Here is a 23136-nt window from a genome sequence, read left to right on the forward strand (position 1 = left end):
GATGTTAAGGCTGTTACTCGTGTGTCTAGAGTGACGATATTGAATCGTGAGCGAATTGCGACCTGGGCCCTTCGTCGAATTCGGGGCACGGGGGCACGGTCGGATACCCTGGCTGCCGATGACGTCCTTATCTCCCCGGGTCGCTACAGACCAGTCCAGCGGACATTTCGACTTATTCGTCGTCGGTTCCGGTTTCTTCGGTCTGACGATCGCTGAGCGCGCGGCGACGCAGCTGGGCAAGCGTGTCCTTGTTATAGAACGGCGCCCGCATATCGGCGGCAACGCCTACTCGGAAGCCGAACCGCAGACCGGCATCGAGGTCCACAAGTACGGTGCCCACCTGTTCCACACCTCCAACCAGCGGGTGTGGGACTACGTGCGGCAGTTCACCGACTTCACCGGCTATCAGCACCGCGTCTTCGCGATGCATGACGGCCAGGCCTACCAGTTCCCGATGGGGCTGGGCCTGGTCTCGCAGTTCTTCGGGCGCTACTTCACCCCCGACGAGGCCCGTGCCCTGATCAAGGAGCAGGCCAGCGAGATCGCCGGACACGAGGCGGCGAACTTCGAGGAGAAGGCCATCTCGCTGATCGGGCGCCCCCTCTACGAGGCGTTCATGAAGCACTACACCGCCAAGCAGTGGCAGACCGACCCGCGCGAGCTGCCTGCGGCCAACATCACCCGGCTGCCGGTGCGCTACACGTTCGACAACCGCTACTTCAACGACACCTACGAGGGCCTGCCGGTCGACGGGTACACCGCCTGGCTGGAGAACATGGCCGCCGACGACCGCATCGAAGTGCGGTTGGACACCGACTGGTTCGACGTCCGCGATGAATTGTGTGCCGCCAATCCCGACGCCCCGGTGGTGTACACCGGGCCGCTGGACCGCTACTTCGACTACTCCGAGGGTCGGCTGGGCTGGCGCACACTGGATTTCGATCTCGAGGTGCTCGACACCGGCGACTTCCAGGGCACACCCGTCATGAACTACAACGACGCCGACGTGGATTACACCCGGATCCACGAGTTCCGCCATTTCCATCCCGAGCGGGACTACCCGGCCGACAAGACGGTGATCATGCGCGAGTACTCGCGCTTCGCCGAAGAGAGCGACGAGCCGTACTACCCGATCAACACCGAGGCCGACCGCGCCCTGCTGGCCTCCTACCGGGCCCGCGCCAAGGCAGAGACCGCCTCGGCCAAGGTGCTTTTCGGTGGCCGGCTGGGCACCTACCAGTACCTCGACATGCACATGGCCATCGCCAGCGCGCTGAACATGTACGACAACACCCTGGCACCGCACCTGGCTGACGGTGCACCGCTGGTGAACGAGCAGACCGACAAGGAAAGCAGCAACGCATGAGTGACATCCCTTCCGGCGCACTGGCGGCCGGAGAGTCCAGGGCGGTCAGTCTGCTCGCCCGCGTGATCCTGCCGCGACCGGGTGAGCCACTGGACGTCCGCAAGCTCTATCTCGTCGAAGACCCGACCAATGCCCGCCGGGCCCACGCGCCCACCCGCACGACACTGGAGATCGGCACCGAATCCGGCATCTCGTTCGCGACCTACTTCAACGCCTTCCCGGCCAGCTACTGGCGGCGCTGGTCCACCCTGAAGTCAGTGGTGCTGCGCGTGGAGCTGACCGGCACCGCCCGCGTCGACGTCTACCGGTCCAAGGCCACCGGCGCCCGGATCACCGTCGGCGGCGCCCCGGTGTCCAGCGGCGACTCCGCCGAACCGGCAAGTGTCGAATTCGAGATCGACCTCGCACCCTTCGAGGACGGCGGCTGGATCTGGTTCGACATCACCAGCAATACCGCGGTGCGGGTCCACAGCGCCGGTTGGTACGCCCCGACACCTGCGCCGGGCCGCGCCAACATCGCCGTCGGCATCCCGACCTTCAACCGCCCCTCCGACTGCGTCAACGCGCTCGCCGCGCTGACCTCGGATCCGTTGGTCGACGAGGTGGTCAGCGCGGTCATCGTGTCCGATCAGGGCACCAGCAAGGCCAAGGACCATCCCGGTTTCGAGGACGCCGCGGCAGCGCTCGGCAACCGGCTCACGATCCACAACCAGCCCAACCTCGGCGGGTCCGGTGGCTACAGCCGGGTGATGTACGAAGCGCTGAAGAACACCGACTGTGAGCAGATCCTGTTCATGGACGACGACATTCGCATCGAACCCGATTCGATCTTGCGCGCCCTGGCCATGAACCGGTTCGCCAAGGAACCGATTCTGGTGGGTGGCCAGATGCTCAACCTGCAGGAGCCGTCGCACCTGCACATCATGGGCGAGATGGTCGACCGGACGAACTTCATGTGGTCGGCGGCCCCCAACGCCGAGTACGACCACGACTTCGCCAAGTACGCGCTGGACGACACCGACTCCGACCGCAGCAAGCTGCTGCACCGCCGGATCGACGTCGACTTCAACGGCTGGTGGATGTGCATGATCCCCCGGCAGGTGGCCGAGGAACTCGGGCAACCCCTGCCGTTGTTCATCAAGTGGGACGACGTCGAATACGGCTTGCGGGCCGCCGAGCACGGCTACCGCACCGTCACCCTGCCCGGCGCGGCGATCTGGCACATGGCGTGGAGCGACAAGGACGACGCCATCGACTGGCAGGCCTACTTCCACCTGCGCAACCGGCTGGTGATCGCGGCTCTGCACTGGGACGGCGACGCGCGCGGGCTTTTGGCCAGCCACCTCAAGGCCACGTTCAAACATCTTCTGTGCCTTGAGTATTCGACGGTCGCCATCCAGAACCGGGCCATGGAGGACTTCCTGGCGGGCCCGGAACACATCTTCTCCATCCTGGAATCGGCCCTGCCCGACATCCGCGCGATGCGCCAGCAGTTCCCCGATGCCGTCGTGCTGGGCGGTGCCACCGAACTGCCCGCGGCCTCGGACCTCAAGCGCAAGAAGGTCCGCATCCCGGTGTCCAAGCCGGCCATCATGGTGAACCTGGCCCGCGGCGTGGTCCACCAACTGCGTCAGCACGACCCGGAAACCCACACCCGGCCGGAGATCAACGTGGCGACCCAGGACGCCCGCTGGTTCTCCCTGTGCCGGGTCGACGGGGTCACCGTCACCACCGCCGATGGGCGTGGTGTGGTGTACCGCCAGCGCGATCGCGCCAAGATGTTCGCGTTGCTCCGGGCCTCCCTGCGCCAGCAGTTGCGTGTGGTCCGTCAGTTCGACCGACTGCGCAAGGTCTATCGTGAGGCGCTGCCGGTGCTGACCAGCACCCAGAAGTGGGAGACGGTGTTGCTGACAGAGTCGGCGGAGAAAAACTGACATGACCGATGCCCCGCGCGGCGAGGACGCCGTGTTGGTTGCCGTGCAGTCTGCCCTGGCCACCCGGCCGGGCGTACTGACCGGCGCTCGTGCGCTGTCTCATTTCGGTGAGCACAGCCTGGGTTGGCTCGGGCTTGCGGCGGCCGGTGCGCTGGCCCAGCCGGCCAAGCGCAAGTCATGGTTGGCGGTGGGTGCCGGGGCTTTCCTGGCCCATGCCGCCGCGGTCCTGATCAAAAGGGTGGTACGCCGTGAGCGGCCGCACCACCCCGATATCGCCGTGAACGTCGGGACGCCGAGCCGGTTGAGCTTCCCTTCGGCACATGCCACCTCGACCGCCGCCGCCGCGGTGCTGCTGGCCCGGACCACCGGTCTGCCGGTGCGTGCGGTGCTGGTGGTGCCCATGGCGCTGTCGCGTCTGGTGCTGGGCGTGCACTATCCCACCGATGTGCTCACCGGCGTGGCCGTCGGGACGCTCGTCGGTTCTGTGGTCGGAAATACTGCCGGTGTCGGGCCGAAGGAGACTGTGGCCAAATGAGTGAGGAAGCGCAGCCGGAGGCCGGTCCGCCGAAGAACCTGGCAGTCGGCCTGGTCAAGGCCGTCCGTCCGCGTCAGTGGATCAAGAACCTGCTGGTGCTCACGGCCCCGGTGGCCGCGGTCGGCAGCGGGATCCAGTACGACTACGCCGATCTCGCCTACAAGGTGTCGATCGCGTTCGTGGTGTTCTGTCTGGCCGCGTCGTCGATCTATCTGGTCAACGACGCGCGTGACGTCGAGGCCGACCGCGCCCATCCCACGAAGCGGTTCCGGCCCATCGCGGCCGGCGTGGTCCCGGCATCGCTGGCCTACACGCTGGCTGTCGTGCTCGGGGTGGCCTCGATCGGCATCTCATGGCTGTTGAACCCGAATCTGGCTCTGGTGATGGTTGTGTACATCGCCATGCAGCTGGCGTATTGCTTCGGGCTCAAACACCAGGCCGTGCTGGACATCTGCATCGTGTCGCTGGGGTTCTTGATCCGGGCGATCGCCGGTGGTGTGGCCGCGGACATCCCGCTGTCGCAGTGGTTCCTGTTGGTGATGGCCTTCGGCGCATTGTTCATGGCGGCCGGTAAGCGGTACGCCGAGCTGCAACTGGCCGAGCGCACCGGCGCCAAGATCCGTAAGTCGCTGGAGCGCTACACCAGCAGCTACCTGCGCTTCGTGTGGACGTTGTCGGCCACTGCGGTGGTGCTCTGCTACGGCCTGTGGGCCTTCGGCCGCGACAGTGCCAGCGGCGGCTCCGGTCTGGACGGGAATGCATCGTGGTACGCGATCACGATCGTTCCCTGGACGGTCGCGATCCTGCGTTATGCGGTCGACATCGACGGTGGCATCGCCGGTGAGCCTGAGGAGATTGCGCTGAAAGACCGAGTGCTGCAGATCCTGTTCCTGGCCTGGATCGGAACCATCGGTGCAGCCATCTACTTCAGCTGACCGGATCACGCTGCGCCGCCTGGCGGGCGGCGTGGGTGCCCGGTTGGCGCGGTGGCCGGTGTTTCCCTACGACGTCTCGGTGCGGGTCAGCCTGTGGGTGAGTGTCGTCGTGGTGGCCGGGCTGTTCGGCTGGGGCGCCTGGCAGCGCCGCTGGATCGCCGACGACGGTCTGATCGTGCTGCGGACGGTCCGAAACCTGCTGGCGGGCAACGGTCCCGTCTTCAATGCGGGTGAGCGGATCGAGGCCAACACCTCCACCGCGTGGACCTATCTGGTGACGCTGGGCGCCTGGCTCGGCGGTTCGGTCCGGATGGAGTACGTGGCGTTGGCCCTCGCGCTGACGTTGAGCGTGCTCGGTGTCGTCCTGGCGATGCTCGGCACCGGCCGGTTGTATGCCCCGAGCCTGCAGGGCCGCCGCGCTCTGCTGCTGCCCGCGGGCGCGCTGGTCTACATCGCCATCCCGCCGGCCCGCGACTTCGCCACCTCGGGGCTCGAAAACGGTTTGGTCCTCGCCTATCTGGGCCTGCTGTGGTGGATGTTGGTGTGCTGGTCGCAGGCCCTGCGCGCGGCTCCGGCAACACGGCGCGGCGCGGCCAAGGAGGCGCCGAACCCGGTGTCAAGCAAGTACTTCGATGGTGCACTGGCCACCGTGGCCGGGCTGAGTGTGCTGATCCGTCCCGAGTTGGCGTTGATCGGCGGTGGCGCACTGGTCATGATGCTGATCGCCGCCCGGGGCCGGCGTCGCCGCGTCCTGATCTTGGTGGCCGGCGGACTGCTGCCGGTCGCCTACCAGATCTTCCGGATGGGCTACTACGGGCTGATCGTGCCGGGCACTGCGGTGGCCAAGGACGCGTCGGGATCCAAGTGGGCCCAGGGCCTGACCTATCTCACCAATTTCAACCACCCGTACCTGCTGTGGGTGCCGGTGCTGTTGCTGGCCGCCCTCGGCGCGGTGCTGCTGACCACGCGGACTCGGCCGTGGTGGGTGCGCCATCAGGTGCCCCGCGGCTACGGCTGGCTGGCCCGCACTGTCCAGAGTCCTGCGGCCGTAGTGCTTTTCATGTTCGCGAGTGGGTTGCTGCAGGGCATCTACTGGGTGCGCCAGGGTGGTGACTTCATGCACGGCCGGGTGCTGCTCACCCCGCTGTTCTGCCTGCTGATGCCCGTCGCGGTCATACCGGTCGTGCTGCCCGACGGCACCAGGTTCACCCGGGAAACCGGATACCTGCTCGCCGCGGCCACCAGTGTGTTGTGGGCATCGGTGGTGGGCTGGTCGATCTGGGCCGCCAACTCGCCGGGCCTGGGGGCCGACGGCACCCGCGTCACCTATACCGGGATCGTCGACGAGCGCCGGTTCTACTCGCAGGCCACCGGTCACGCGCACCCGCTGACCGCCGCCGACTACCTGGACTATCCCCGGATGCGTGCGGTGCTGACCGCGATCAACAACACCCCCGACGGGGCGCTGCTGTTGCCATCGGGCAACTACGACCAGTGGGACGTCGTACCCGCCTATCCGCCACCGCCCGATCTCAGCCCATCCGACCGTCGGGCGCTGGAAACCCCGCACACCGTGTTCTTCACCAACATGGGCATGCTCGGCATGAACGTCGGACTCGACGTGCGGGTCATCGACCAGATCGGTCTGACGAATCCGCTGGCGATGCACACCCAGCGGCTGACGGACGGCCGCATCGGTCACGACAAGAACCTGTTCCCGGACTGGGCGGTGGCCGAAGGGCCGTTCCTCAAGACCAAGCAGTGGATCCCGCCTTACCTGGACGAGGAATGGGTCTCGCAGGCCGAGGCCGCACTGGAATGCCCGGACACCGAGTCGATGCTGAACTCGGTGCGCGGCGAGATGAGCCCACGGCGGTTCCTCTCCAACCTGGCGCACGCCTACGAGTTCACCAAGTACCGGATCGACCGCGTGCCTCTCTATGACCTGAAGCGGTGCGGCCTGCCGGTTCCCGAGCCCAAGAACCCGCCGTACACAGGGATGCCCGCCACCGGACCGTAACCGTGCGCGAGATCGTAGGACCGAATTCTGTGTATCCGGTAACGCCCGGGCGGGCGGCACCGATACCCAGACGAGCCCGCGTGATCGATCTTGAACGGACGGTACGAGAAACCGATGCTGACCTCTGGTGTCTCCGGTATGCGCCCTTGGGGTCGGCGCTTACCGATGGCCACGGCCCGCGCGTTCTCTCGCGAGACCTTCCTCACACCCGGGTTCGCGGGTCATCTGGCCGCCGACGAGCAGGTCGTCTGGACCGGGAACGCTGCGGAGGCGTTGACGATGTCGGCCGGGTCCGCGTCGAACATGTCGGTCTACCGCCCGGGCCGGCCCACCCGTGCCGCGTCGTTCCCGGCATTGCGCACCGTCGCCAGGACGCGCAACGACCCGATCAAGTGCAACAAGGACTTTCAGACTGCCCGCGGCAACGCGGGCGGGAGCAACGTGAGCTCTCATTTTCCCCCGGCGGGCAACCACGCCCGGCCGTACCGGGCCGCTCAACTGCGGGCCCTCCAACCAGACCTGATCGCGACCATCAACGGCTGAGGGGCGACCAGGGACGACAACTGCTGAAGAGAAGCATCACGCAATCGTGTGGTTGACTACACGGGCACGTGAGCCGCTTACGTCGGTCATTTATCGATGTGCGGAATACGAAGAAGAGATTCAGATAGGGAGCGGTATGAAGTTCGTTGGGAAGATGCGCGGCCTGTCGCGCCGGTTGACGGTTGCGGTCGCCGCAGCAGCCGTGCTGCCTGGCCTGGTTGGCGTCGTAGGCGGCTCGGCAACCGCTGGAGCCTGGTCTCGGCCCGGCCTACCGGTCGAGTATCTCGAAGTTCCGTCGGCAGCGATGGGACGTGACATCAAGGTCGAGTTCCAGAGCGGTGGCGCGGGTGCACCTGCGCTCTATCTGCTGGACGGTATGCGCGCTCGCGAAGATCAGAACGGGTGGGACATCGAACTGCCTACGTTCGAGTGGTTCCTGAACTCCGGCATCTCGGTTGTCATGCCGGTCGGCGGCCAGTCCAGCTTCTACAGCGACTGGTACAAGCCGGCCTGTGGCAGCAAGGACGGCGGCTGCAAGACCTACAAGTGGGAGACCTTCCTGACGCAGGAGCTCCCGGCGTGGCTGGCGGCCAACAAGGACGTGAAGTCGACCGGCAGCGCTGTGGTCGGTCTGTCGATGGCGGGTTCGTCGGCGCTGATGCTGTCGGCTCGGCACCCGGATCAGTTCATCTACGCCTCGTCCCTGTCGGGCACGTTGAACCCGTCCGAGGGCTGGTGGCCGATGCTGATCGGTATCTCGATGGGTGACGCCGGCGGCTACAAGGCCGACGACATGTGGGGCAAGACGGGTGACCCGGACAACGCCTGGAAGGCCAACGACCCGACCGAGAACGTCGCGACCCTGGCCAACAACGGCACCCGGCTCTGGGTGTACTGCGGTAACGGCAAGCCGGGCGAGCTCGGTGGCGCCGACATGCCCGCGAAGTTCCTCGAGGGCTTCGTGTGCCGCACGAACTCCACCTTCCAGGAGAAGTACATCGCGGCCGGCGGCAAGAACGCGGTGTTCAACTTCCCGCAGAGCGGTACGCACAACTGGGCCTACTGGGGCCAGCAGCTGCAGGCCATGAAGCCTGACCTGCAGCGCGTCCTGGGCGCTACCCCGACCGCCTGAGCGGACGATAGGTAGCGATCCAACGCACCTGACAACACGGAAGACGGCGGCGATCCCCACGGGGTCGCCGCCGTCAGCCGTTTCTGGGCCCCGGCTGTGGTTGCGATGTGGTTCACTACAACGCGGATTACGTGTGCGGGGGCACGCCGAACGACCGGCAGCGGGAGAGGTTGATGATGAGACGTGCGTTGAGTCTGATGCGGGCGATGCTGCTGGCGGTGGTGTTGGGAGCCGGCCTGTGGACAGCGTCGGCGACGACGAGCGCTCCGGCCCGGGCGGACGGTGTCGAGTACCTGATGGTCCCGTCGGCGGCCATGGGCCGTGACATTCCGGTCGCGTTCCAGGGCGGTGGCCCGCACGCGGTGATCCTGCTCGATGCGTTCAACGCGGCCCCCGATGTCAGCAACTGGGTCAATGCGGGTCATGCGATGTCGACCCTGGCCGGCCGCGGTATCTCGGTGGCGGCCCCGGCCGGTGGCGCGTTCAGCCTCTACACGAACTGGGAGCAGGACGGCAGCAAGCAGTGGGAGACCTTCCTCTCGGCCGAGCTGCCGGACTGGCTGGCCGCCAACAAGGGGCTGGCTCCGGGCGGGCACGGGGTCGTGGGCGCCTCGCAGGGCGGCACCGCCGCGCTGACGCTGGCTGCGTTCCACCCCGACCGGTACCGCTTCGCCGGATCGCTGTCGGGCTTCCTGACTCCGTCGGCCACCACTCTCAACGGCGCGATCACCGCGGGTATGGCCCAGTTCGGCGGGGTGGACAGCTACGGCATGTGGGGTGCCCCACAGCTGGGCCGCTGGAAGTGGCATGACCCCGACGTGCACGTGCAGTTGCTGGCCGATGCCAACACCCGGCTCTGGGTGTACAGCCCCGCCGCCCTGACGTGCAGCGACCCGGCTGCCATGATCGGTGTCTGCGATCTGGCGCAGGGCAGCAACCGGTCCTTCTACCAGCACTACCGCTCGGTCGGCGGCAGCAACGGGCACTTCGACATGCCGGCCGGAGGCCAGCATGACTGGGGTAGCTGGGCGCCGCAGCTGGCGCAGATGTCGGGTGAGCTGGTCGCGACCATCAAGTAGCGGTCCGGGCGGGCTGCCGTGGTGACCAGAATCAGCTGCGCCGGGGCACTTTTCACCAGCCGGTACGGTGGAAGCGTGCAGCACACGGTACGGTCGGCCACCCTGGTGGCAGCGGTGTCCGCTGCGTCGTTGCTCACGGCGTGCGACGCGGGCGGCGACATCATGGCGCCGCTGGCCCTGCCGACGTCACAGGTCAACGGTGCGCAGCCGCAGGCGGTGTCCGCGCAACCTCAGCAGGGTCGTCCCGGTGAGCTGGACCTGACGTCGCAGCAGCACACGTATCTCGACAAGCTCAAGGACACGGGGATCAACCCGTCCAGTGAGCTGCTGGCGCTGTCGATCGGGTCGTATGTGTGCCAGGCTCACGCCGCCAAGCTGAACGACCAGGCGGTACGGGATTTCGTCCTGCCGTTGGTCCGTAGTGATGTCCGGGCTGCCCATACCTCGGAAAGCCCCACGTCCGGCGAGATCGATGCCGCCGCCACCGACTACATCCGTATCGCCACCGAACATCTCTGCTGACAAGCAGATCACCGCACCGCACGCGAGGAGCCCGAGTAACCCATGGCAAAAAATGCCGGCCGCCGGAAGCGGCACCGCATCCTGGCACTGATCGCCGCCGGGGCGATGGCACTCGTCGTGGTGCTGGTGGTGTCCATCGTGGTGATCTACCTGCGTCGCCCCGAGAGCCCGTCGGCGCCGCCGTCGGCCCAGCCGCCGGCCGGGGTTCCGGGACCGTCGACGACACGTAAGCCGCGCCCGGAGTTCCAGTCCGCCGACTGCCCCGACGTGATGCTGGTTTCGATCCCCGGCACCTGGGAGTCCTCGCCTCAGGACGACCCGTTCAACCCGACGCAGTTCCCGCTGTCGCTGATGAGCAATATCAGCCGGCCGATGTCCGAGCAGTTCGGGAAGGACCGGCTCGAGGTCTACACGGTGCCCTACACCGCGCAGTTCCATAACCCGTTCGCCGCAGACAAGCAGATGTCCTACAACGACAGCCGCGCCGAGGGGAAGCGCACCGCGGTCAAGGCGATGACGGACATGAACGACCGGTGCCCGCTGACCAGCTATGTGATCGCCGGGTTCTCGCAGGGCGCGGTGATCGGTGGGGACCTTGCCAGCGATATCGGCAACGGCCGTGGCCCGGTGGACGAGGACCTGGTGCTGGGCGCGACGTTGATCGCCGACGGGCGTCGCCAATTCGGCGTCGGGCAGGACATCGGTCCCAACCCGCCCGGCCAGGGAGCCGAGATCACGCTGCACGAGGTGCCGGTGCTGTCCGAGATGGGTCTGACCATGACGGGACCGCGGCAGGGCGGCTTCGGGGCGCTCAACGACCGGACCAATCAGATATGCGGCAAGGGAGACCTGATCTGCTCGGCGCCGGAGGAGGCGTTCTCGATCTTCAACCTGCCCAAGACCCTGGAGACACTGACCGGCAGCGCGGCCGGCCCGGTGCACGCTCTGTACAACACCCCGCAGTTCTGGGTGGAGAACGGGGAGACCGCCACGCAGTGGACGTTGAGCTGGGCCAAGGGCCTGGTGGACAACGCGCCGCACCCCAAGCACGGTTGACACCGAACACGCCCGGACCGCGACTCGCGTGGCGGATTTGGCCGGGACCGTCACGGTCCCTTAACATTAAGAGAAAAATAAGAGCTTTGCGCGTGCGTGGTTGGTTGACTAGAGCCGTCAGCTGACTCGTAGGCGTGGTCGCCGCGCCCGGTACGATCGTCCGGGTTTGGGTACGTACGGCCGCCCGAGTGGCTGCAACGCACCTCCAGTGACGTGCGACAACGCGACGAGTACGGCTCTGACAGGAGAGTTATATGCCGTTCATCAATCCGTTCATCAAGGACGGTCAGATCAAGTTCCCTGACGGCGCCAGCATCGTCGAGCACGTCGAGCGTTGGGCCAGGGTTCGCAGCGACAAGCTGGCATACCGCTTCCTGGACTTCTCGACCGAGCGCGACGGTGTCGCCCGTGACCTGACCTGGGCGCAGTTCAGCGCCCGCAACAAGGCGGTGGCCGCCCGGCTTCAGCAGGTCACCCAACCCGGTGACCGCGTCGCCATCCTGTGCCCGCAGAACCTGGACTACCTCGTCGCCTTCTTCGGTGCCCTCTATGCCGGCCGCATCGCGGTGCCGCTGTTCGACCCGTCCGAGCCCGGCCACGTCGGCCGCCTGCACGCGGTGCTGGACGACTGCCATCCGGCAGCGGTCCTGACCACCACCGAGGCCGCCGAGGGCGTCCGCAAGTTCTTCCGCAGCCGACCGGCCAACCAGCGTCCCCGCGTCATCGCGGTGGACGCCGTGCCCGACGACGTCGCCGCCACCTGGGTCCACTTCGAGGACGTCGACGAGTCGACCATCGCCTACCTGCAGTACACCTCCGGCTCGACCCGGATCCCGACCGGTGTGCAGATCACCCACCTGAACATGGCCACCAACGTCGTGCAGATCGTCGAGGCGCTCGAAGGTGAGGAGGGCGACCGCGGACTGTCCTGGCTGCCGTTCTTCCACGACATGGGTCTGGTCACCGGTCTGATCGCCCCGATGATCGGCCATTACTTCACCTTCATGACCCCGGCCGCGTTCGTGCGCCGACCCGAACGCTGGATTCGTGAGATGGCACGCAAGGAAGGCGACACCGGCGGTGTCATCTCGGTGGCCCCGAACTTCGCGTTCGACCACGCCGCCGCGCGTGGTGTGCCCAAGGACGGGGAGCCGCTCGACCTCTCCAATGTCAAGGCCGTGCTCAACGGCAGCGAGCCGATCTCGGCGGCCACCGTGCGCCGGTTCAACGAGGCCTTCAGCCCGTTCGGGTTCCCGGCCAAGGCGATCAAGCCGTCCTACGGTCTGGCCGAAGCCACGTTGATGGTGTCGACCACGCCGTCCGCCGAAGAGCCGAAGATCATCTGTGTCGACCGCGACGAGCTCAACACCGGTCGGATCGTCGAGGTGGACGCAGACTCGCCCAAGGCGGTCGCCCAGGCCTCGGCAGGCAAGGTCGGCGTCTCCGAGTGGGCCGTCATCGTCGACGCCGAGAGCGCCACCGAGCTGCCCGACGGACAGGTCGGTGAGATCTGGATGAGCGGCCAGAACATGGGCACCGGCTACTGGGGTAAGCCCGAAGAGACCGTCCAGGTTTTCCAGAACACCCTCAAGTCGCGGACCAGCCCGTCCCACGCCGAGGGTGCCGACGACGACGCCACCTGGGTCCGCACCGGCGATTACGGCGCCTTCTACGCCGGCGACCTCTACATCACCGGCCGCGTCAAGGACCTGGTGATCATCGACGGCCGCAACCACTACCCGCAGGACCTGGAGTACTCGGCGCAGGAGGCCAGCAAGGCGCTGCGCACCGGTTACGTCGCGGCCTTCTCGGTGCCGGCCAACCAGCTTCCCGACGAGGTGTTCGAGAACGCGCACGCCGGTCTGCACCGTGACGACGACGACAGCTCCGAGCAGCTGGTCATCGTCGCCGAGCGCGCTCCGGGCTCCCACAAGCTCGAAGTTGGCCCGATCACCGACGACATCCGGGCCGCGATCGCCGTGCGGCACGGTGTCACCGTGCGCGACGTGCTGCTGACCGCGGCCGGCGCCATCCCGCGTACCTCCAGCGGCAAGATCGGCCGTCGGGCCTGCCGCTCCGCGTACCTGGACGGCAGCCTGCGCAGCGGGAAGATCGCCAACGCGTTCCCCGACGAGACGGACTGACCGAACCTCTAAGCCAACGACACGTGGCCGACCAGCCCGTTCTGATGCAAGGTGACCTGAATATGGATGAAACACAAAGCAATTCGAATCTTCCAGAGGGCACCCAGCCCGCCGGGGCACCGGCGCCGCGCCCCGACCTGACCGTCGCGGAGATGCGCGAGTGGCTGCGCAAAGCGGTGGCCACCGCCACGAGTCAGTCGCCGGACGTGATCGACGAGACCACGCCGCTGATCGAGCTGGGCCTGTCCTCGCGCGACGCGGTGGCGATGGCCAGCGACATCGAGGACCTGACCGGGGTCACGCTGACGGCCACCGTGCTGTTCCGGCACCCGACCATCGAGTCGCTGGCGACGGTGATCATCGAGGGCGAGCCCGAGCCCCCGAGCACCGACGACGAGGACTGGTCGCGGGAGCGCGATGTGGAAGACATCGCCATTGTCGGCGTCGCCACCCGCTTCCCGGGCGACCTCAACACCCCCGACGAGATGTGGGACGCCCTGCTCGCCGGTAAGGACTGCATCACCGACCTGCCCGAGGGCCGCTGGGAAGAGTTCCTGGCCGAGCCGCGGATCGCCGAGCGCGTGGCCAAGGCCCGCACCCGGGGCGGCTACCTGTCGGACATCAAGGGTTTCGACTCCGAGTTCTTCGCGCTGTCGAAGATGGAGGCCGACAACATCGACCCACAGCAGCGCATGGCGCTGGAGCTGACCTGGGAGGCCCTGGAGCACGCCCGGATCCCGGCGTCGAGTCTGCGCGGTACCAGTGTCGGTGTGTTCGTGGGCAACTCGACCAATGACTACCAGTTCCTGGCGGTCTCGGACCCGTCGGTGACCCACCCGTACGCCATCACCGGAACCGCGAGTTCGATCATCGCAAATCGGGTTTCGTACTTCTATGACTTCCGCGGCCCGTCGGTCGCCGTCGACACCGCATGCTCGAGCTCGCTGGTGGCAGCGCATCAGGGTGTGCAGGCACTGCGTTCCGGTGAGGCCGACGTAGCCATCGTCGGCGGTGTCAACGCGTTGATCACCCCGATGGTGACGGTCGGCTTCGACGAGGTCGGTGGCGTGCTGGCGCCGGACGGCCGCATCAAGTCGTTCTCCTCGGACGCCGACGGCTATGCCCGCTCCGAGGGTGGCGGCATGCTGGTGCTCAAGCGGGTGTCCGACGCCCGCCGCGACGGCGACCAGATCCTGGCCGTCATCGCCGGTAGCGCGATCAACCACGACGGCCGGTCCAACGGGCTGCTCGCCCCGAATCCCGATGCGCAGGAAGCGGTTCTGCGTAAGGCCTACAAGAACGCCGGGATCAACCCGCGCAGCGTCGACTACATCGAGGCGCACGGCACCGGCACCATCCTGGGTGACCCGATCGAGGCCGACGCCCTGGGGCGCGTGGTCGGGCGCGGTCGCGACGCGGACAAGCCCGCGCTGCTGGGTGCGGTGAAATCCAATGTGGGTCACCTCGAGTCGGCGGCCGGTGCGGCAAGTCTGGCCAAGATGGCGCTGTCACTGGCCAACGACAAGCTGCCCCCGTCGATCAACTACGCCGGGCCCAACCCGTACATCGACTTCGACAAAGAGCACCTCAAGGTCAACGACACCGTCTCGGAGTGGCCGCGCTACAGCGGGCACGCCATCGCCGGTGTGTCGGGCTTCGGCTTCGGTGGCGCCAACGCGCACCTGGTGTTGCGCGAGGTCCTGCCATCGGATCTGGTCGAACCGCAGCCGGAACCCGAAGTGGTCGAGGACAAGTCGGCCGCCGACGATGCGAACGCCGTCTACGTCGGGGGCGTCCGGATGGACGAGTACGGCGAGTTCATCCACGACGACGATGAATCCGGGGCCGACGAGTACCCAGCGTACGACGAGGCCAACCATGAGCTGCCCGGCCTGACCGAAGAGGCCAAGCGCCTGATCGAGCAGGCCCGCGAGGAGCTGGCCGCCGCCGACGCCGCCGAGCCGGTCAAGAAAGTTGTCCCGCTTGCCGTCTCGGCCTTCCTGACCTCACGCAAGAAGGTCGCCGCCGCGGCGCTGGCCGACTGGATCGACAGCGAAGAAGGCCGGGCGTCGTCGCTCGAATCCATCGGACGCTCGCTGTCGCGCCGCAACCACGGCCGTTCGCGTGCCATCGTGCTGGCCCACGACCACGACGAGGCGGTCAAGGGCCTGCGGGCGGTCGCCGAGGGCAAGCAGCATCCGAGTGTGATCTCGGCCGACGGCCCGGTCACCAACGGCCCGGTGTGGGTGCTCGCCGGTTTCGGTGCGCAGCACCGCAAGATGGGCAAGGAGCTGTACCTGCGCGAGCCGGTCTTCGCCGAGTGGATCGACAAGGTCGACGCCTATATCCAGGATGAGCGCGGGTACTCGGTCGTCGAGCTGATCCTCGACGACGCGATCGACTACACGAACGAAACCTGCGAATACCCCATCGAAGTGGTCCAGACGGTGATCTTCGCCATCCAGATCGCGCTCGGTGAGTTCCTCAAGGCCCACGGAGCGAAACCCGGTGCAGTGGTGGGGCAGTCGCTCGGTGAGGCCGCCGCAGCATACTTCTCCGGCGGTTTGTCGCTGGCCGATGCCACCCGGACCATCTGCTCGCGTGCCCACCTGATGGGCGAGGGCGAGGCGATGCTGTTCGGCGAGTACATCCGCCTGATGGCGCTGGTCGAGTACTCGGCCGACGAGATCAAGACGGTGTTCGCCGACTACCCGGGTCTCGAGGTGTGCGTGTACGCCGCCCCGACCCAGACCGTGATCGGCGGTCCGCCGGAGCAGATCGACGCGATCGTCGCCCGTGCCGAAGCCGAGGGCAAGTTCGCCCGCAAGTTGCAGACCAAGGGCGCCAGCCACACCCAGCAGATGGACCCGCTGCTCGGCGAGCTGTCCGCTGAAATCCAGGGCATCGAACCCCACCCGCTGAGCACCGGCTACTTCTCGACCGTGCACGAGGGCAAGTTCATCCGGGCGGGTGCCGAGCCGATCCACGACGTGGAGTACTGGAAGAAGGGCCTGCGGCACAGCGTCTACTTCACCCACGGCATCCGCAACGCGGTGGACAACGGTCACACCACATTCCTGGAGCTGGCACCGAACCCGGTGGCGCTCATGCAGGTTGGGTTGACGACGGCTTCGGCCGGGCTGCACGATGCGCAGCTGATCGCGACCCTGGCCCGCAAGCAGGACGAGGTCACCTCGATGGTTACGGCCATGGCCCACCTGTTCGTCCACGGACATGACCTGGACCTGCGGACCCTGTTCCCACGCAAGTCCACCGGCCTGGCCGGCGCGCTGGACTTCGCCAACATCCCGCCGACCAAGTTCAAGCGCAAGCAGCACTGGCTGGACGCGCACTTCACCGGCGACGCCTCCACGGTGATGCCCGGCAACCACGTCGCCACACCCGACGGCAAGCACGTCTGGGAGTTCGTGTCGAAGGGCACCGCTGACCTGGCTGCCTTGGTGAAAGCCGCGGCCGCGCAGGTGCTTCCGGATGCCAAGCTGACCGCGTCGGAGCAGCGTGCGGTGCCCGCCGAGGGTTCCCGCCTGGTCACCACGCTGACCCGGCACCCGGGTGGGGCCTCGGTGCAGGTGCATGCCCGCATCGATGAATCGTTCACCTTGGTCTACGACGCGATCGTGACTCGCGGCGGTGCGGCGACCACGCTGCCGACTGCGGTGGGTGCCGGTGTTGTCGCCGAACAGGTTTCGGCCGCGCCGGCTCTGGCCGAGCCTGAGGTCGAGGATGATGCCGAGATCCTTCAGGACAACCTCACCAAGGGTGCCGGCATGGGCGCCGGGTTCGAGAAGTGGTCGCCGGAGTCGGGCGAGACCATCGCGCAGCGGCTCGGCGCCATCGTCGGCGGCGCCATGGGTTACGAGCCCGAGGATCTGCCGTGGGAGGTGCCGCTGATCGAGCTGGGCCTGGATTCCCTGATGGCGGTGCGGATCAAGAACCGCGTCGAGTACGACTTCGACCTGCCACCGATTCAGCTGACCGCCGTGCGTGACGCCAACCTCTACAACGTCGAGGAGCTCATCAAGTACGCGATCGAGCACCGCGACGAGGTCGATCAGATCGCCGAATCCCAGAAGGGCAAGACGGCCGAGGAGATCGCGGCCGAGCAGTCCGAACTCCTGGGCGGTGCCTCGACGGTTGCCGAGCTCGAGGCCAAGCTGGCCGAGGCCGGACATCCGTTGAGCGAAAAAGACGAAGCAGTCACCGGGGTGGACCCCGTCGCCGAGGCCGCTGCCACCGAGGGCCTGGAGATCCCGCCGCCGCCGAGTGATCCGAGCGGGCCGGCCGTCCCGGCTCCGCCGAGCGATCCGAGCGGACCGGCCGCCCCGGCGCCGTCGGGACCCAGCAAGGCCACTGCGGCTGCCGCGGCTGCCAAGGTGCTCACCCAGGAGGCCGTCACCGAGGCGCTCGGCGCCGACGTGCCCCCGCGTGACGCCGCGGAGCGGGTCACCTTCGCCACCTGGGCGATCGTCACCGGCAAGTCGCCGAGCGGCATCTTCAACGAGCTGCCCTTCGTCGATGTCGAGACCGCGACCAAGCTGTCCGAGCGGCTCTCCGAGCGCGCCGAGGGCACCGTCACCGTCGAACAGGTGCGTTCGGCCAAGACCATCGAAGAGCTGTCCACGATCGTGCGCGATCAGCTCGAAGAGGGTGTGGTGGACGGATTCGTCCGTACGCTGCGGGCTCCCAAACAAGGAACCTCACACGTTCCATTGTTCGTGTTCCACCCGGCCGGCGGATCGACCGTCGTCTACGAACCGTTGATCAAGCGGCTGCCTGCCGATACCCCGATCTACGGCATCGAGCGGGTCGAGGGTGCGATCGAGGAGCGTGCCGCCGAGTACGTGCCCAAGCTGCTGGCGATGCACAACGGCCCGTTCATCCTGGCCGGCTGGTCGCTCGGTGGGGCGCTGGCCTACGCGTGTGCGATCGGTCTGAAGCAGGCCGGCGCCGATGTCCGGTTCGTCGGGCTGATCGACCTCGCGCTTCCTGGCGAGCCGATCGACCAGAGCAAGGAAGGCATGCGGGCCCGTTGGGACCGCTACGCCCTGTTCGCCCAGCGCACGTTCAATGTCGAGATCCCGGCGATTCCGTACGAGGAGCTGGAGCAGCTCGACGACGAGGGCCAGGTGAAGTTCGTCCTGGACGCGATCAAGGACAGCGGTGTGCAGATCCCCGGCGGGATCATCGAGCATCAGCGCACGTCGTACCTGGATCAGCGGGCTCTGGCCACCATCGAGGTCCAGCCCTACGACGGCCACGTCACGCTGTACCTCGCCGACCGGTACCACGATGACGCCATCGTCTTCGAGCCTGCGTACGCGACCCGCAAGCCCGACGGCGGCTGGGGCGAGTACGTCAAGGATCTCGAGGTGGTGCCCATCGGAGGCGAGCACATCCAGGCCATCGATGAGCCGTACATTGCCAAAGTCGGTGCTCACATGAGCGAGGCGATCAACCGTATCGAAGCCGAGAGCGAGAGCAAGTGACGAACAAGACCACGGCTGAACTCCTGGCCGAGCTCCGCGAGAAGCTGGAACTGGCCAAGGAGCCGGGCGACCCCAAAGCCATTGCGCGACGGGACAAGAAGGGCATCCCGAGCGCCCGTGCCCGCATCCACGCACTGCTCGATCCGGGCAGCTTCCTGGAGATCGGCGCGTTGGCCAAGACGCCGGGGGATCCCAACGCGCTCTTCGGCGACGGCGTGGTCACCGGGCACGGAACCATCAACGGCCGCCCGGTCGGCGTGTTCAGCCACGACCAGACGGTGTTCCAGGGTTCGGTCGGTGAGATGTTCGGCCGCAAGGTCGCCAAGCTCATGGAGTGGGTGGCCATGGTCGGCTGCCCGATCATCGGGATCAACGACTCCGCCGGCGCCCGCATCCAGGACGCGGCGACCTCGCTGGCCTGGTACGCCGAACTCGGCCGCCGGCACGAGATGCTGCGCGGTCTGGTCCCGGAGATCTCCATCATTCTGGGCAAATGCGCTGGCGGCGCGGTCTATTCGCCGATCCAGACCGATCTGCTGGTGGCGGTGCGCGACCAGGGCTACATGTTCATCACCGGCCCGGACGTGATCAAGGACGTCACCGGTGAAGATGTGACGTTCGACGAGCTCGGCGGCGCCGACGTGCAGGCCCAGCGCGGCAACATCCACAAGGTTGTCGAGGATGAGGCGGCCGCGTTCCAGTACGTGCGCGACTATCTTTCGTTCCTGCCCGCCAACCACTTCGACGATGCCCCGATCGTGAACCCGGGTCTGGAACCCGAGATCACGCCACACGATCTGGAGCTGGATTCGATCGTGCCGGATTCCGACAACACCGCGTACGACATGCACGAGATCCTGCTGCGGATCTTCGACGACGGTGACGTCTTCGAGATCGCCGAGCAGCGTGGCCCGGCGATGATCACCGCGTTCGCGCGGGTGGACGGTCGGCCGGTCGGTGTGATCGCCAACCAGCCGATGTTCCTGTCCGGTGTGGTGGACACGGACGCCTCCGACAAGGCCGCGAGCTTCATCCGGTTCTGCGACTCCTTCAACCTGCCTTTGGTTTTCGTGGTCGACACCCCGGGCGCCATGCCGGGTGTGCAGCAGGAGAAGGACGGCATCATCAAGCGTGGCGGCCGGTTCTTCAACGCGATCGTCGAGGCCGACGTGCCGAAGGTGACCATCGTCGTCCGCAAGGCCTACGGCGGCGGGTACGCGGTGATGGGCTCCAAGCAGCTCTCGGCAGACCTGAACTTCGCCTGGCCGACCGCGCGTATCGCGGTGATCGGCGCCGAAGGCGCGGCGCAGCTGTTGGTGAAGCGATTCCCGGATCCGACCGCGCCCGAGGTGCAGAAGATCCGCGCCGACTTCATCGAGGGTTACAACCTCAACCTGGCCACGCCGTGGATTGCGGCCGAGCGCGGATACATCGACGGTGTGATCCAGCCGCACGAGACCAGGCTGCTGCTCCGCAAGTCCCTGCACCTGTTGCGGGACAAGCAGAACATGCCCAAGGTTCAGCGCAAGCACGGCCTGACCCCGATCTAACCTTCTTTTCCAGCGCGAGCAGACGTGTAGGTACTCCTGAACTACGGTTTAGGGGTACCTACACGTCTGCTCGGCGAAAGGCAGGAGGGCACCACGCATGACTACCGCGCTTGTGGTCGGCGCCGGGCCCAACGGTCTCGCGGCCGCCATCACCCTGGCGAAGGCCGGACTGGACGTCACCGTGCTGGAGGCCGCCGATGAGATCGGCGGTGGGGTGCGTTCCGGCGAGGGCGAGATCGCGGGCCTGGTTCACGACCACTGCTCGGCGATCCACCCGATGGCGGTCGGCTCGGCTTTCCTGAGCGGTCTCGGGCTGGAACGCCATGGACTGCACTGGAAATGGCCTGAAATCGATTGCGCGCATCCTCTCGACGAGGGTGACGCCGGCCTGCTGTATCGCGGCATCGATGACACCGCAGCGGCTCTCGGGTCGGACGGCCGCCGCTGGCGCCGGGCCTTCGGTGGGCCGTCGGCGAACTTCGACCTCCTGTCGCAGGACATCATGGGGCCGCTGTTGCGCGTGCCCAGGCATCCGGTGGCGTTGGCCCGGTTCGGTGCGCCAACCCTGCTCCCGGCGTCGGCATTCGCCCGGCTCTTCCGTACCGAACGGGCTCGGGCTCTGTTCGGTGGCGTTGCGGCACATACCTTCCGGCCCCTGCACTATCCGCTGACGTCTGCCATCGGCCTCGGCATCATCACGGCCGGGCACCGGCACGGTTGGCCGGTGGCGCAGGGCGGTTCGCAGGCCATTACCGATGCGTTGGCCGCGGTGCTCGCGGAGCTCGGTGTCAAGGTGGAAACCGGTGTTCGCGTCACGTCGGCAACGCAACTCCCACCGGCCGAGGTGACGATGTTCGACCTTGCGCCGACGGCCGTCGTCGACATCTTGGGGGACCGGCTGCCACGGCGGGTCGCCCGTGGTCTGGGTGGATTCCGTTACGGGCCAGGTGCATTCAAGATCGACTTCGCGGTCCAGGGTCCGGTGCCGTGGACGAATCCCGCGGTCAACAACGCCGGCACGGTACATCTGGGTGGCAGCTTCGCCGAGGTTGCGGCGACGGAGCGGGCGATCTACGCCGGCCGGATGCCGCAGCGACCGTTTGTGCTCGTGGGGCAGCAGTATGTGGCCGATCCCAGCCGCTCGGTCGGCGACATCAATCCGGTGTATTCGTATGCCCATGTGCCTCACGGCTACACCGGTGATGCGACCGAGGCGATCATCGGTCAGTTCGAGCGGTTCGCCCCCGGGTTTCGCGACCGGATCGTCGGGACGTCGGTGCGGTCGACGACGGAGATGTCGGTGTACAACGCCAACTACGTCGGCGGTGACATCTGTACGGGTGCCAAGGATATCCGGCAGTTGATGTTCGGCCCCCGTACTACGCTGCAGCCGTACCGAATTGGTGTCCCCGGCATGTACCTGTGCTCGGCGGCCACCCCGCCGGGGCCCGGGGCGCACGGTATGTGCGGCGCGAACGCGGCCGCGGTCGCCTTGTCCGCTCTCCCGCGGTGACACCGTTCAGGTTTGCGACAGGCCGCCGGCGCACAACCTTACTCACAAGCGTGTAATTCGAAAACGTATCTCCTGAAAAGCTGTGATGCGCGGGTTGTCGAAAACCATCCACAAGTTGTCCACAGGGCACTCGTATTCGCTGTAATCACCCGTGCAGGCCTACGATGAAGATCTCGAGTAGCCGGTTCACGGTTGCTTCGAAGTCGGTGACCATGGCGTCGCGCCCGGCCGAGTCCGGCGTCGCCCAGGCCCACGCGGTACCGGTAAAGGCGTGGACGGCGGCCGTCAGGGACCGGAGCTGTTCGTCGGACAATGGAAGTGACTGCTGCAGTGCCGAGCCGAGTCGCCGCTGTGCGGCTTCGCCCTGAGTCGTCAGGGTGCGGAAGCCCTTCGGGTCGAGTCGATTGATGAGCACGGGTGAGGCCGCGATGAGATCGCACAGCACCGGGTGGGCTGCCAGTGTGCGGGCCAGTGCCGCCGCGGGAGCTGACCGGCCGAGTTCGTCGGCCAGGGCCTCGATCCAGGTCAGATGTTCGTCGTACATCACCCGCAGCAGTAGCGCCTCGCGTGACCCGAAGTACCGCAGGATGCCCGACTTCGCGAGTCCGGCTGCTGCGGCCACGTCGCCCAATGTCAGTGTGGCCGCACCGGTTTCCTCCAGGCATCGCCGCGCTGCGGCCAACACGTGGGACGACCGGTCCTGACGTTGCGCCTCGCTGCGTGCGCGGGTGAACGGCGGGGAGGGTTCCGGCATTCCGCAATAATAGAACATCGTTCTGTTAAAGTCCCGACCGTGAACCGCTACGAATGCGTCATTCGGCGCCACGCAACTGCGTCGCCAAAGACCCTGTTCGCCATCGTGTCCGACGGATCCCGCTGGTCCGAGTGGGCCGCTCCCCTGATTCCCTATTCGGCATGGGAGACGCGGGGCCCGGCCGATGACGGCGGCGTCGGGGCGATCAGGGCGGTGGGCATGCGCCGGAAACCGACCCGCGAGATGACCAGCATCCACGAACCCGACCGCCGGCACGGCTACACCATGCTCACCGACGGCCCGATCCGCGACTATCAGGCACAGGTGACGTTTGACGAGGTCGCCGACGGTACCGAGGTGACCTGGCGCGGGCGGTTCGAGACGCGTTGGCGGGTGGTCGGATTGGCCTACCGGCTGGTTCTGCGGGTCGTGCTCGGGACGCTGGCACGCAAGCTGGTTGCCGCCGCCGAAAAGTCGCCGGCTGGCTAGTGCGATTGGCCAGTTATGACACGGATTTTCGTTGTACGCGTGTCACAACTGGCCACT

16 protein-coding genes are annotated in these 23136 nt (G+C 66.9%); 15 read left to right on the forward strand and 1 reads right to left on the reverse strand.

The window, feature by feature from the left end; translation table 11 throughout:
• The first annotated feature begins 118 nt into the window (after window positions 1–118).
• The 14 genes from glf (at window position 119) to AC4ELS_RS16300 (ending at window position 21836) form a co-directional block, all read left to right on the forward strand.
• Window positions 119–1366, forward strand: coding sequence for a UDP-galactopyranose mutase (glf, locus tag AC4ELS_RS16235; RefSeq protein ID WP_499048142.1), 1248 nt, complete (start codon window positions 119–121; stop codon window positions 1364–1366).
• The gene (locus tag AC4ELS_RS16240) at window positions 1363–3300 is read left to right on the forward strand and encodes a glycosyltransferase (RefSeq protein WP_499048144.1); all 1938 of its coding nucleotides are present in this window, start codon (window positions 1363–1365) and stop codon (window positions 3298–3300) included. The genes glf and AC4ELS_RS16240 overlap by 4 nt, the downstream gene beginning before the upstream one ends.
• Before the next feature lies 1 nt (window position 3301).
• Window positions 3302–3835: a phosphatase PAP2 family protein gene (locus AC4ELS_RS16245; RefSeq protein WP_064882786.1), complete on the forward strand. Its 534-nt coding sequence runs from the start codon at window positions 3302–3304 to the stop codon at window positions 3833–3835.
• A complete protein-coding gene (locus AC4ELS_RS16250) occupies window positions 3832–4770 on the forward strand; it encodes a decaprenyl-phosphate phosphoribosyltransferase (protein ID WP_064882784.1) in 939 nt (312 codons plus the stop codon). The genes AC4ELS_RS16245 and AC4ELS_RS16250 overlap by 4 nt, the downstream gene beginning before the upstream one ends.
• Complete coding sequence (gene aftB / locus AC4ELS_RS16255; protein WP_463792051.1) at window positions 4748–6790, forward strand: terminal beta-(1->2)-arabinofuranosyltransferase; 2043 nt, start codon at window positions 4748–4750, stop codon at window positions 6788–6790. Before AC4ELS_RS16250 ends, aftB begins: the two co-directional genes overlap by 23 nt.
• A gap of 114 nt (window positions 6791–6904) precedes the next feature.
• On the forward strand, window positions 6905–7333 hold the full coding sequence (locus AC4ELS_RS16260; protein ID WP_499048146.1) for a hypothetical protein: 429 nt from the start codon (window positions 6905–6907) through the stop codon (window positions 7331–7333).
• Window positions 7334–7469: 136 nt separating this feature from the next.
• Window positions 7470–8465 carry an esterase family protein gene (locus AC4ELS_RS16265; RefSeq protein WP_055118679.1) on the forward strand — a complete coding sequence of 332 codons (996 nt, stop codon included), beginning with the start codon at window positions 7470–7472 and terminating at the stop codon, window positions 8463–8465.
• A 176-nt stretch (window positions 8466–8641) separates the two neighbouring features.
• On the forward strand, window positions 8642–9544 hold the full coding sequence (locus AC4ELS_RS16270) for an alpha/beta hydrolase-fold protein (protein ID WP_064882779.1): 903 nt from the start codon (window positions 8642–8644) through the stop codon (window positions 9542–9544).
• 75 nt (window positions 9545–9619) lie between these two features.
• The gene (locus tag AC4ELS_RS16275; RefSeq protein ID WP_064882834.1) at window positions 9620–10066 is read left to right on the forward strand and encodes a hypothetical protein; all 447 of its coding nucleotides are present in this window, start codon (window positions 9620–9622) and stop codon (window positions 10064–10066) included.
• Between the two features lie 42 nt (window positions 10067–10108).
• Window positions 10109–11122, forward strand: a complete 1014-nt coding sequence (culp6, locus tag AC4ELS_RS16280; RefSeq protein WP_064882777.1) for a carboxylesterase Culp6 — start codon at window positions 10109–10111, stop codon at window positions 11120–11122.
• A 254-nt stretch (window positions 11123–11376) separates the two neighbouring features.
• Window positions 11377–13266, forward strand: a complete 1890-nt coding sequence (gene fadD32, locus AC4ELS_RS16285; protein WP_499048149.1) for a long-chain-fatty-acid--AMP ligase FadD32 — start codon at window positions 11377–11379, stop codon at window positions 13264–13266.
• Window positions 13267–13328: 62 nt separating this feature from the next.
• Window positions 13329–18773 (forward strand): polyketide synthase Pks13, encoded by a 5445-nt coding sequence (gene pks13, locus AC4ELS_RS16290; protein ID WP_499048151.1) that lies wholly within the window; start codon window positions 13329–13331, stop codon window positions 18771–18773.
• A complete protein-coding gene (locus tag AC4ELS_RS16295) occupies window positions 18770–20323 on the forward strand; it encodes an acyl-CoA carboxylase subunit beta (protein ID WP_055118670.1) in 1554 nt (517 codons plus the stop codon). The genes pks13 and AC4ELS_RS16295 overlap by 4 nt, the downstream gene beginning before the upstream one ends.
• A 97-nt stretch (window positions 20324–20420) precedes the next feature.
• On the forward strand, window positions 20421–21836 hold the full coding sequence (locus tag AC4ELS_RS16300; protein ID WP_499048153.1) for a phytoene desaturase family protein: 1416 nt from the start codon (window positions 20421–20423) through the stop codon (window positions 21834–21836).
• Window positions 21837–21981: 145 nt separating this feature from the next.
• Here the strand turns inward: AC4ELS_RS16300 and AC4ELS_RS16305 are convergent, their stop codons facing one another.
• A complete protein-coding gene (locus tag AC4ELS_RS16305) occupies window positions 21982–22590 on the reverse strand; it encodes a TetR/AcrR family transcriptional regulator (protein WP_499048154.1) in 609 nt (202 codons plus the stop codon).
• 39 nt (window positions 22591–22629) lie between these two features.
• On the opposite strand from AC4ELS_RS16305, the gene AC4ELS_RS16310 reads away from it, so the two are divergent.
• Window positions 22630–23079 carry an SRPBCC family protein gene (locus AC4ELS_RS16310; RefSeq protein WP_499048157.1) on the forward strand — a complete coding sequence of 150 codons (450 nt, stop codon included), beginning with the start codon at window positions 22630–22632 and terminating at the stop codon, window positions 23077–23079.
• Window positions 23080–23136: the final 57 nt, after the last annotated feature.

It is taken from the genome of Mycobacterium shunyiense (genome assembly GCF_058270035.1).